Genomic DNA, 12,517 nt, shown 5'->3' on the forward strand with positions numbered 1-12,517 from the left:
CTTAACAGCTCAGGCGATCGCCGTTCGATATCCGGAACCTCACGCGTGATCGCCCGTGCCAGGTTGATACAAGTTCGGCGTGATCACCGCATCTTAACGGTACGATTGGCCCCATGCCTTTGCTACAGCCCGCGCCGAGCTTCACGACGGCTGGCTTGCCCGTCGGTGAGGCCCGTAGCGGAAACGGGGACGAATGATGGCGAACGCAACACCGGTGATCCTCGATGGCAATCTGAACGACTGGACCGTCGGCGACCGGATCGATCGCGGCCTCGGCGCAGGATACGCGATCTACGCGCGCAGCGATGGCGCCGATTTCGCCTTCGCAATCACCGCCCCCACCGCGATCGGCGCGAACACCACCGCGTGGCTCAACACGGATCGCAACGCGACGACGGGATACCAGGTTTTCGGGTTTGCCGGTGGCGCCGAGTATAATGTGAACTTCGCCGCGGACGGGACGGTATCGCTCTACAGTGGGGCTGCCGGGCAGATGCTCGTGGCCAGCGGCTTGCAGGCGGCGTGGTCCGCCGATCGTACCACCGTCGAGTTCAAGGTGCCCAAGGCGGCGATCGGCAATCCGCAGGCGATCGACACCATCTACGACGTCAACGACACCGCGTTTCTGCCGGGCAATTATTCGAACCCCGCGTTCACCGTCTTTAACGACACCGGCATCGTCGCCGACGCGTCGCACCGGATCGCGATCGTCTGGTCCGATTCGACCGCGAATGCCTATTTCAGCAAGACCGCCTATTCGCAGCTGTTCATGGCCGCGCAGTCCCAGGCGATGCAGGCCGGCGTGCCGTTCGACATCCTGACCGAGGGCGACCTGACCAGCCTGGCGACGCTCGCCAAGTACGATACGATCGTCTTCCCGTCGTTCCGCAACGTCGAGGCGGGCAAGGCGGACCTGATCGCCCAGACGCTGGAACAGGCGACCAAGCAGTTCGGCATCGGCCTGGTCGCGGCAGGCGAGTTCATGACCAACGGCGCGGACAATACCGCGCTCGCTGGCGACTCATATTCGCGGATGAAGCTGTTGTTCGACGCCACGCGCGTGACCGGTGGCTTCCCCGCCGACGTGACGGTGAAGGCGAGCGATGCGTCGCATCTCGTGCTCGACGGCTACAGCGACGGCCAGGTCATCCGCCAATACACCGGCGTCGGCTGGAATGCGTTCACCAGCGTCAGCGGGACCGGCACGACGATCGCGACCGAGACGGTCAACGGCCAGACCTATTCGGCAGCGATCGCGACGCAGACGGGGGGGCGCAACGTGCTGTTCTCGAGCGAAGCGGTGATGGCCGACGACAACCTGCTGCAGAAGGCGATCGATTACTCGGTCCACGGCGACGGCCTGTCGGTCGGGTTGCAGATGACCCGCCAGGCCGGGCTGTTCGCGTCGCGCGTCGACATGGACCAGAGCAAGCAGATCGAGGAGGTCAATCCGACCGGCACCGCGCCCGGCATCTACGACAAGCTGCTGCCGATCCTGACCGAGTGGAAGACCGCGTATAATTTCGTCGGCAGTTATTACGTCAACATCGGCAACGATCCGGCGAACGGCCAGGCGACCGACTGGGCGGTGTCGCTGCCGGTCTACAAGGCGCTGCTCGATGCGGGTAACGAGATCGGCACGCACAGCTACACGCATCCGATGGACACGAACCTGCTGACCGATGCGCAGATCGCGTTCGAGTTCGGGCAGTCGCGGACTGAGCTGGAAAAGCAGCTGAGCGCGTATCTCGGCAAGACCGTGACGGTCGGTGGTGCTGCGGTACCGGGTGCGCCCGAGCAGATCGCGACGAGCCAGGAAATCCTGAAATACGTGACGTATCTCAGCGGCGGCTATTCGGGCGTCGGCGCGGGCTATCCCAACGCGATCGGCTATATGACGCCGCAGAACGCCGCCGACGACAAGGTGTACCTGGCGCCGAACACGTCGTTCGACTTCTCGCTGATCGAGTTCCAGAAGAAGACCGTCGCCGAGGCCAGTGCGATCTGGGCGAAGGAACTGGGCGCGCTAACAGCCGGTGCCGACGCCCCGGTCATCGTGTGGCCGTGGCATGATTACGGCCCGACGATGTGGGCCGCCGATGGCGCGACCAGCCTGTACACCAAGCAGATGTTCACGACCTTCGTTGCGCAGGCGGCGGCGGCTGGCGTCGAATTCGTGACGCTTGCCGATCTGGCGGGCCGGGTCAGCGCGTTCCAGAACACGACGATCAGCTCGACCGTCGTCGGCAACACGATCACCGCGACGGTTGGCGCGACCACGGGCACCTTCTCGCTCGACGTCGATGGCCAGAGCAACGGCCAGGTGATCAAGGGCGTCGCCAACTGGTACGCCTATGACGCGGACACGGTGTTCCTGCCGAAGGCGGGCGGCACCTATGCGATCACGATGGGCGCGGTCGCGGACGACGTGACGCACATCACCGCGCTGCCGATGCGTGCGACGCTGACGACGCTGAGCGGCGACGGCCGCGACCTTGCGTTCACGGTCGAGGGCGAAGGCAAGGTCACCGTCGACCTGAAGGCGCCGAAGACCGATTGGACGACGGTGAGCGGTGGCACGATCGCGAGCCAGATCGGTGAGATCTTGACGATCGACCTCGGCGCGATCGGCGTGCACGACGTCAAGATCGGCCATCAGGCCAATGTCGATCCGGTGCTGACCTCGTTCGGCGGCGGCACCACGGGCGCGCTGCCGATCGCCGAGAACGGCACCGCGCTGACCACGATCACCGCGACCGACGCGAACATCGTCTGGGGCGATTCGATCAAATACTCGATCGGCTCTGGCGGCGACGGCGCCAACTTCTCGATCGACGCGACCACGGGCGTGCTGAAGTTCGTGACCGCGCCCGATTTCGAGGCGCCGACCGATGCCAATCGCGACAACATCTACGGCGTGACCGTGGTCGCGACCGACGCGCGTGGCGCGATCGACACGCAGACGCTGACGATCGGCGTCACCGACGTGGTCGGCATCACCAAGACGGGCACGATCTTCGCCGAGACGATCAACGGCACCAGCGAGCAGGACGTGCTCGACGGCAGCTGGGGCAACGACGTGCTCAACGGGCTGGGCGGCAACGATCGCCTGATCGGCGGCATGGGCCACGACACGCTCAACGGCGGCGCGGGCAACGACACGTTGATCGGTGGCGACGGTCGCGACATCCTCAACGGTGGCGACGGCAACGACATCCTGATCGGTGGCGACGACATGGACACGATGACCGGCGGCGCAGGCGCGGACATCTTCCGCTTCGAGGTGAAGGGCGACAGCCTGACGTCGTCGTCGCGCGACGTGATCACCGACTTCACCGTCGGGCAGGACAAGATCGACCTGTCGATGATCGACGCCAACACCTCGCTGTTCGCGCGCGGCGATCAGGCGTTCAGCTTCATCGGCACGACCGGCAAGTTCACCGCACCGGGGCAGCTACGCTACAGCTACCAGATGATCGGCGGCAAGGAATTCACCGTCGTCGAGGGCAACACCGACAGCGGTTCGGCCGCCGACTTCTCGATCGCGCTGACCGGCCACCATGTCCTGACTGCGAACGATTTCTTCATGTAGTCCGCGGCATAGGCCGGCAGTGTTATGGCGGGCATAGGCTTCCAATTAGCGAAAACCGCGCGTGAGGGCGGCGTCGGCGGGATCGTCGGCGCCGCCGCATTCGGTGCGGTGATCAGCGCCGGACCGTGGCTCATCACCGCGGTCGCGATGGCGATGCTCAACCACTGGTCGGGCGTGCATCTCCGCGCCGATGGCGCGCGGACGGTGCAGACGATCCTGGTCTATGCGTTCAGCCTGTCCGCGCTCGCCGCGGCACCCGTCGGCATTCTCGCAACCCGGATGGTGGCGGATCGAATTTTCGCACGCGATGCTGGCGGCGTATCGGGGATCATGCTGGTAGCACTAGCTGCGGGCGGCGCGATCGCGCTGGCGGTCGGCGCGGTGGTGTTCGGGACGCTCGCTCGGCTCCCATTTGGCCAGGCGGCACTTGCGACGCTGATCCTCGCGTGGCTGACGCAGGTGTGGATCGCTGCTCCGCTGCTTACGGCCCTGCGCCGCTACCGCGCGATCCCCCTCGCCTATCTGCTCGGCATCGTTTTTGCGACGGTGTTGCTAGCGCTGTTGCTTAAGCCCGAGGTCGTCACCGTGCTCGCCGTCATCGCCGGCGGGATCGGACTAACGCTGGCCGCGATCGTGACCGTGATCCGCCGGCATTTTTCCGCCCCGCCCGTCCTGCCGACGCAGGATGCGATGACGCCGCGGCTGGCGTGGATCGTCGCGGCGGCAGGCATCGCCGGGGTCGCCGCGATCTGGATCGACAAGTGGCTGTTGTGGGCGGGGCCCGACAGCATTCGCGCGATCGGGCTGTTGCGGCTCAATCCGATCAACGACCAGGGAAGCTTTCTCGGGTTGCTGACGATGGTGCCGGGCCTGACGCTGTTGCTGATCGTCACCGAGACGCGGTTCGATCGCGCGTTCGGCGACATGATCGTACGGTGTACCGGCACGTCGACGCTGCAACGGATCGAGGAGGCGCGCAGCGAACTCGCGCGGACGATGTTCGACGGACTGCGGATCATGCTGCTGGTGCAGGCGCTCGTCGCCGCGCTCGCCTGGGTGTTCGCGGTGCCGCTGTTCGAACTGATCGGCGCGGACGCGCGCGCGATCTTCGCGTTCCGCCAGACCTCGCTCGGCACCGTCTTCCACCTCGTGGTGATCGCGACGACGGTCGTGCTGGCCTATTACGACCTGTTCGGGCGGATCCTGCTGACCTGGACCGCCTTCGCGATCGGCAGCGGCGTCGCGACGCTGCTGCAGTGGGACGCGGGGTTTGCCGCGTTCGGTTGGGGCTATATGGCGGGTGCGGTGGTCGGTGCGTCGGTCGGCATGGCGCTGGTCGCCGAGGCCACGGTCAACCTCACTTACCTGCTGTTCGTCGGCAACAATCCCTCGGTCGTGGGGCACGGAGGGCGTCTGTTGTGACGGGAATTTCAGATATGCCGCGCAGGAAGATCATGCGGCGGATGCTAGCGCTGGGTGCAACGGCCCTGACGCTTGGCATGCGATCGCGGTCGAATGCCGCGCCCAAGCCGTCCGCGAAAGCCGCGCTGCGCTGGGGCGTCGATTACGGCGCAGCGACCGATCCGGTATTGGCGAGGATGTGCGACCTGGTGGTGCTGGAGCCGCATCATGCGCGCCCGATCGCGCCGCTCCGGGGCCCCGGCAGCATCCTGCTCGGCTATGTCAGCTTCGGCGAAGTCGAGCGCGGCAGACCGTATTTCGCCGCGCTTGAAAAGGCCGGTGCGCTCAAGGCCACCAATCCCAACTGGCCCGACGCGCGGCTTGCCGACCTGCGCCATCCGGCGTGGCGCGCAGCGGTGCTCGACCGCCTCGTCCCCGCGATCCTGGCGCTCGGCTATGACGGCATCTTCATCGATACGATGGACAACGCCGAAGCGATGGAGCGGCAGGATCCGGTGGCCAACAAGGGCATGGTGGCCGCAGCCGTAACGCTGATCGCCGCCGTACGCGCCCGCTTTCCCAGGATGCGCATCATGCTCAACCGCGGCTATGCGATGTTGCCCGACGTCGCGCCGAAGATCGACTATCTGCTCGGCGAAGCGATGGCATCGCGGTGGAATTTTGCAACCAAACGCCATGAGCTGCTCAGCGATTCGGACTGGGCGTGGCAGGCCGATCGCCTGCGTGCGGCCAAGACCCGGAACCCGGCACTGAGCCTGCTGACGCTCGATTACTGGAATCCGGCCGACACGAAGCAGGTCGCCGCGCTGTATGCGCGCGAGCGCGCGGCTGGGTTCAGCCCCTATGTCGCGACGCTGGCGCTCGATCGACTGGTGCCGGAGCCGAGTTGATGAGGATCGACCGCCGACGCGGACGGCTTGCGATCGTCCTGCCCGCATTGGCTGGGCTCGGCCTGCTTGCGGGCGGACTGATGCTGTTGCCGAACGACCGAGAGATCCGCCACGCCGCGCGCCGTGCGCAGCCCGTGCCGACGGCGAGCAGTTCGCTCCCCGCCGCGCCGGTATCGCCACCGGTGCAACCGCCTGCTCACCTGGCGATCGCGGCGCAGATCGCGACTGCCGATGCAGCAACGCTTGCCGCGCTGACCGCGCAACTGATCGCCGAGGGCCAGTCGGTGTCGACGCTGCAGGTCGCCTATGACCTGGTCGCAGCGAAGCGGCCGGCGGTGGCGCTTGGCTATCTGGCGGCACGGCCCGACGGCGGGGCGGCAGCGACGTGGCGGCTGCGTGTCGACCTTCTTCGCCAAACCGGGCGGACTGCGGATGCGGCCGCGCTCGTCGCGCGGGCGGCGCAGACGCGCGGGGCGGTGGCGGCTGCGGATATCGTTGCGGCGGCGTATGCGATCGATCGGCCCGACCTCGTGATCGCAGCAGCGGCGAACCACGTCATCCCGCCGCCCGATGCCGCGCTGTCGCTCGATTTGGCGCGGCGTGCCGACAAGGCTGGGCGCACTGACCTGATCGCATTGCTCGACAAGGCGACGACCGCGAACTGGCGGGCGGCGGATCCCTGGCTGGCGATCCGTGTCGCGGCGCGCATGAAGGATACCGCGGGAGGGCTGAGGGCAGCCGACTATCTGCCGATCGAGCAGCGGGCGACCGCGCGCGAGGCGATCCTGACCGAGGCAGGCGACCGCGCGGGGCTGCGTACCGAATTGCTGGCGCGTGCCGCGGCGCCGGGTGCGCAACCCGAGCGGGAGGCGGAACGGCTGCTTGCAACGGGCTACCGCGGCGATGCGATGGCGATACTGCGACGGGCGACGACCGGCCAGCCACCGACCGCGCCGGCAGCTCAGCGCCTGCTGTACCTGATGGGGCCGCGCCCTGGGGCCGACGATCTCGCTTGGCTCAAACAGCAGAGTATGCGGGGCAGCGCGAACCAGCAACGCGCTTGGCTGACGCACTATGCCGAGCGTGATCGACCCGGCGAGGCGCTGGCGTTCCTGTCGCGGCATCCGCTCGCGGGCCAGACCGACGTGATGCTGATGCGGCTGTCGCTGGCCCGCGCGTCTGGCAATGATACCGCCGGTCGTGCGGTGCTGGCGTCGTTGCTGGACGGCCGCTCGCTCGATCCCGCGCAGATCGCCGCGCTATCCGCCGCAGCCCCCGCAAAGATCGACCAGGCACAAGCAGCGGCAATCGCGAAACTGCGCGTCGCAGCCGGGGTCGCGGCGCCGCGGGATCAGCTCGACCTAGCCTGGACGGCGTGGAATGCGGGCGATGCCAAGGGCGCGGCGAAGAGGCTCGATCAGCATCTGGCAAGCGATCCAACCGACCTTCCGGCGCTACGGCTGATGGCCGACGTGCAGATACGGATGGGGGGCGAGCGTGCGGCACGCCCTTGGCTGGACCGCGCGCTCGCGCAGACACCCGCAGCCAGCAAGGCACGCGTGGAAATTCTGGAAAAGCTCGGTCGTCGGGCCGAGGCCGTAGCGCTGGTCGAGACGCTGCGCACCGAGACCCCGCGCGACCGATCGCTCGCCGCGCTGCATGCGCGCCTGCTGATCGCGCAGGGGCAACCGGGCCGCGCACGAGCGGTGTTGGCGCAATGATCGCGCTGCTCCTCTGCCTGACGGACGCGCCCGCGCTGACCGTTCCCCGTACGGTCTTCGCCGACAGTCGGGTCATCGTGCCCGAGTCCGTGATGGCCTGGCCCGACCAAGCCATCGTCCGCATTGAGGACCACGATGGAGAGCTTGTCGCGCGCTTCGACCAGCCAATGACCGCCGACCGGATCGCCGCGTTCCGCGACGCGGCGGGCGATGCGATCGGCGATCTTCGCTGGAACGACGACAGCCTCGTCCTGCGTCCCGCCGCCGGCTGGTCGATGACCTGGCGGCAGGCGGGCGCAACGGTCGCGGTGACCTTCTCGCCGCCGGCCGCGACCGAACCGCTCACCGAGACTTCCGACGATACCGCATCCGATGCCGCGCTGACAGCGATCGAGGCGGACGCCGCGGCCGGGTATCCGGGGCCGGCACGACGCGCCGCAACGCAATTGGCGAAACGCTATCCGACCGACCCACGCGCGGCGCGCATGCTCGCCGACACGCGGCTGGCCGACGGTGACGTGCGCGGCGCGGCGCGCGATTACCGCGCGCTCGCAGCCGACGACCTGACCGCACGGCGCGCGATTGCCGCCGCACCGGGAACGGCCAGCATCGGAGTCACCGCGCGCGACGGCAGCGACCTGTCGCAAGCGGAGTTCGCCGCAAGGATCGACGCGGCGGTCGGCGATACCTTCGCCGCCGATGGTGGCCTCCGCCATATCGTCAGCAGGGTCGACACAGACGCGCAGACCGTGCGAACCGGCGACACCGTGGTCGACGCCTCACTGGCCGCCGCGTTCGACGGCGCAGTCCGCGTACAGCTGCTCGCCTCCGCAGCGCTCGACGATGGCGTCACCGGCGGCGGTGCCAAAGCTGTCGCGGGGTCCGCCGACGCGCAGTTTCGCGTGACGTTGACCCGGCACATGCCCGATTACTCGACGCCGGCGCAGGTGCTGGCAGGCGGGTATCTGTCGCGCGCCCTGCTCGGAGTGACCTATCGGCTGACTCCGGGCCTCGTCGTGCAAGGCGATATCGGCGCGAACCGGTACGGGCTCGCAGGGAGCAGCGGCGCGAGCGACACCATCGTCGCGAGCGGCGGGGTCGACTATCTCATCCGCCGCCAGTTCCCCGCGCTCGGCCTGACCTATCGGTTCGAGGCCGAATACGTCCAGCGTTTGCAACTCGGCGCGGACAGCCTGGCCATCATCCCGCTCGCCACGCGGGAGAACCATACCGTCCAGGGCCTGCTCAGCGGCGCGCTCGGTACGGTGCAGATGACCGCACTGGCAGGCTGGACCGTCGACAGGTTCGGTGGCGACGGCCCTACCGCCAGCCTTGGCATCGCCGCACCAATCGCGGTGGCCTGGCGGGTCGAGGGCAGCGGCGGCATCACGTCGATCGCACGCCCCGGCTTTTCGGGTCGCCAACTCTACGCACGGGCGCTGCTGACGCGCAGCCTTGGGGATACGCAGTGACGCACGACGACCAAGTTGGCAAATGGCAGACCCGGTGGCGACGCCCCGCGCGCGTTGCGGGGGAGATCGCGCTTGCCTTCGCCGCGCTGGTCGCACTCGACTGGTGGCTGACGGGCGGCACCGGTTTCGCGCACGTCCATCCGAACCCCTATTGGGTGCCGGTCCTCGTGATGGCGCTGGCGTATGGGACCGGCCCCGGCGTTCTCGCAGCCGTGATCGCATCGGGGCTTTGGCTCGCCAACGTTCACGACACCCCGGGCGAACGCGATTACCTCGACCACCTGTTCCATCTGTCGCTACAGCCTTTGATGTGGTTCGTCGTGGCGGGGATCATCGGCGAAGTGACGATCATGCGGACCGGGCGTCACGATCGGCTGGAGCAGCGCGGCCGGGTCGCGACGCGCAATCTGGCGCGGCTGACCGACGCGTTCGCGACGCTGTCGCAGACCAATCGCCTGTTGCAGGTCCAGATCGCAACCGAGGCGCATACCGTCGGCCATGCGATCGAGACGGCGACGCGGCTCAGTTCGGAGGACCGGGCAGAGCGGCGCGGCGCGATCGGCGAACTGGTCGCGCTCGCCACGCGGACCGCCGACTTCACCTGCTACAGGGTCACCGGCGGGGAGGCGCGTGCCTGGCTCCGGGGGCCGGTCACCGCAGGGCGCCGCGACGTCCTGCCCGCGTCCCTCCTGGAGAGGATCGAGCGGCACAAACGCATATTGCATGTCGCCAAACGCAGCGATCGGCACGCGCTCGACGGTGTCGGCGTCGCTGCGATCGCCTTGCCCGACCGGAAGACCGGCGAGATCGTCGGCTGCCTGGTTCTCCACACCCTGCCCTTCGAGGCATTGAACGCGAGTCGTACCGCGGAACTCGCCGAGATCGCCGCTTGGTTGACGCCCCTGCTCGCCGATCTACCGCAGGGGACACGGCAACCGGTGAGATCCGCCGGGCTGGTCGCGTGATCCTCCGCCTGATCGCGCTGGCGGTCTTCGAGACGATGATCCTGGCGGCGTGCTGGATGTCCGGGGTCGCGGTCGGCTGGGGCCTCGCCGTACATACAGTGGCGAGCGCGTTCGGGTTCGGCGTGTGGCTTCGCAGCGGGACCGCGGCCGGTTTTGCGCCGGCGATGCTCGGCGTGCTCGGGCCGCTCGGGCTGCTCGTCGCGCTGCCGCTCGGGCGTTTATCCAGGCCCAAGGCGCAGCGCAGCGACGACGAAATGTTCGGCCCGGCTACGCGCGGCTCCGCACAGCGCGGCGCGCGCCTCGCCGTCGCGCGGATGCTCGACGGACGGGTTCATCATGCAACGCCCGATACGCTCAGTTCACTGGTCACGATCATGCGTCACGGTGCGGTTGCCGAGCGGCGGCGCGCGCTGGAGACGGTGGTGCGATCGTTCGAGCCGGCACTGTCGCCGTTGATCGCGCTGGCGCTGACCGACAGCGACCAGACCATCCGCGCGCTGGCAGCGGCGGCCTCGGCCCGGGTCGCGGAGAACCTCGTTCTGGCACGGGCGAGGCTATCGGCGCGCGTTGCCGATGGCGCCGATCCGGAAGCCGCCATCAGCCTGGCGACGCTGCTCGCGGATCATGCCCGATCGGACGTGCTGCTGTCGGATTCGCAACGCCTCCACCTTCGCGAGGATGCGGTCGCGATGATGGTCGCCGCGGTCCCTTCAAAGGCGGACGATCCAAGGTCTGGGACGCGCGACGCGTTGATGATGGAAGCATTGTGGGCCGCAGGCGATTACGCGGCGATCGACCGGATGGCGACTGCGATCGAGGCCGCGTCGGAGCGGAACGATACGCCGATGGACGCTACCCATCGCGGCGCGACGACGCGGGCGACTTGGTGGCTGACGGGAGCAGCGGCATGATCCCGCTCTCGGCACTCGCCGAAAGGTCGCGACAAGCGTCTGTCGACATACCGGACGCCGACATCTGCCTGATCGTCGAGGGCGCGTACCCCTATGTAATCGGTGGCGTGTCCGGTTGGTTGCAGGACCTGATCACGCACCTGCCGGACGTCCGGTTCGTGATCGCCGCGATCAAGCCGGGCGCCGGACTGCTCCCGTTCCAGTTGACGCCGCCGCCCAATGTCGTCGCGGTGGTCGAGATCGGACTCGCGCCCGCGCCGGCCGTTCCGCGCGCCATTCCGGACCGGATCGCGGTGCCGATCGCCGATGCGCTGGTCGCGTTCGTCGCGACCGGTGGCGCAGATCGGCTCGCGACGCTGATCGACGTGATCGGCGGCAGCGCCCGGCCGCTCGCGCCCGGCGATATCCTGTCGCACCCCGCCGTCTTCGCACGCCTCCGGCGCCATTATCAGGCGATGCTGCCCAAGGCGTCCTTCCACCATTATTTCTGGGCGATGCGCGTTCTGCTGGGTGGGTTGCTCGCGGTGCTGACCACGCCGCTGCCTCGCGCGAAGGCGTATCACACGATCTCGACCGGGTTCGCGGGCCTGCTCGCCGCGCGTGCCGCGCGCCAGACCGGGCGACCGGCGTTCATCACCGAGCACGGCATCTACCTGCTCGAACGCCAGATCGAGGTGATGATGGCGGACTGGATCGGCGATCAGGTCGATACCGGGCTCGAACTGGAACGCAGCGTCCGCGATCTGCGCGACCTGTGGGTGCGCGCGTTCACCAGCTATGCGACCGCCTGCTACGACAGCTGCGACCCGATCGTCGCGTTGTACGGCGCGAACACGGCTGTCCAGCGCCGGCTGGGCGCCGCCGCCGACCGGGTCCGCGTGATCCCCAACGGGATCGATTCACGGCGGTTCGCGAGCCTCCCGGATCAGCGCGATCCGGCGCATCCGCTGGTCGCGTTGCTCGGCCGCGTAGTACCGATCAAGGACGTGAAGACGTTCATCCGCGCTGCCGCGATCGCGCACGCCGAACGTCCCGATATCCGCTTCGTGGTGCTCGGCCCCGAGGACGAGGACCCGGAATATGCCGCCGAGTGCACGCGGCTTGTCGAGGATCTGGAGCTGACGCCGGTCTTCCGTTTTGCCGGCCGCGTGCGGATCGAGGACTTGATGGCGAAGATCGACCTGCTCGTGCTCACCAGCCTGTCGGAGGCACAGCCGCTGGTGATCCTGGAGGGTGGCGCATGCGGGATCCCGGTGGTGGCACCCGACGTCGGCAGTTGCCGCGAGATGATCGAGGGTCGCGGCGGCGCGGACTCCGGCCATGGCGGCATCGTCACGCCGCTGGTTAATCCGGCAGCCACCGCGGCGGGAATCCTGGCGATCGCCGGCGATCCGGCGATGCGGCTGGCGATGGGCGAGACGATGCGCGAGCGCGTGCGGCGGGATTATGACCACGACACGATCATCGGAGCCTATGCGGAACTCTACGGATCGTTGATCGCGCGGTAGGCGCATTCAAGGTGCGCCAACAAACCTACAATCCTC

Annotated in this window: 8 protein-coding genes; all 8 read left to right on the forward strand. The window is 68.1% G+C overall.

The features are described from left to right. Positions 1 to 193 precede the first annotated feature (193 nt). The 8 genes from IFT67_RS01945 to pelF are packed head-to-tail and all read left to right on the forward strand — an operon-like array spanning position 194 to position 12,481. A complete protein-coding gene (locus tag IFT67_RS01945) occupies positions 194 to 3,592 on the forward strand; it encodes a M10 family metallopeptidase C-terminal domain-containing protein (RefSeq protein WP_244647132.1) in 3,399 nt (1,132 codons plus the stop codon). Between the two features lie 24 nt (positions 3,593 to 3,616). Next, positions 3,617 to 5,014, forward strand: coding sequence for an exopolysaccharide Pel transporter PelG (gene pelG, locus IFT67_RS01950; protein WP_192144847.1), 1,398 nt, complete (start codon positions 3,617 to 3,619; stop codon positions 5,012 to 5,014). 32 nt (positions 5,015 to 5,046) lie between these two features. Next, positions 5,047 to 5,904 (forward strand): glycoside hydrolase family 191 protein, encoded by an 858-nt coding sequence (locus tag IFT67_RS01955; protein WP_244647133.1) that lies wholly within the window; start codon positions 5,047 to 5,049, stop codon positions 5,902 to 5,904. Then, the gene (locus IFT67_RS01960; RefSeq protein WP_192144849.1) at positions 5,904 to 7,625 is read left to right on the forward strand and encodes a tetratricopeptide repeat protein; all 1,722 of its coding nucleotides are present in this window, start codon (positions 5,904 to 5,906) and stop codon (positions 7,623 to 7,625) included. The genes IFT67_RS01955 and IFT67_RS01960 overlap by 1 nt, the downstream gene beginning before the upstream one ends. Next, positions 7,622 to 9,097, forward strand: coding sequence for a hypothetical protein (locus IFT67_RS01965; RefSeq protein WP_192144850.1), 1,476 nt, complete (start codon positions 7,622 to 7,624; stop codon positions 9,095 to 9,097). Before IFT67_RS01960 ends, IFT67_RS01965 begins: the two co-directional genes overlap by 4 nt. Beyond that, a complete protein-coding gene (locus IFT67_RS01970) occupies positions 9,094 to 10,062 on the forward strand; it encodes a hypothetical protein (RefSeq protein WP_192144851.1) in 969 nt (322 codons plus the stop codon). The genes IFT67_RS01965 and IFT67_RS01970 overlap by 4 nt, the downstream gene beginning before the upstream one ends. After that, on the forward strand, positions 10,059 to 10,973 hold the full coding sequence (locus IFT67_RS01975; RefSeq protein ID WP_192144852.1) for a hypothetical protein: 915 nt from the start codon (positions 10,059 to 10,061) through the stop codon (positions 10,971 to 10,973). Before IFT67_RS01970 ends, IFT67_RS01975 begins: the two co-directional genes overlap by 4 nt. Then, a complete protein-coding gene (gene pelF / locus IFT67_RS01980; protein WP_192144853.1) occupies positions 10,970 to 12,481 on the forward strand; it encodes a GT4 family glycosyltransferase PelF in 1,512 nt (503 codons plus the stop codon). The genes IFT67_RS01975 and pelF overlap by 4 nt, the downstream gene beginning before the upstream one ends. Positions 12,482 to 12,517 lie beyond the last annotated feature (36 nt).

Origin of the sequence: Sphingomonas sp. CFBP 13728 (assembly GCF_014841895.1) — a bacterium.
Taxonomy (GTDB): domain Bacteria; phylum Pseudomonadota; class Alphaproteobacteria; order Sphingomonadales; family Sphingomonadaceae; genus Sphingomonas.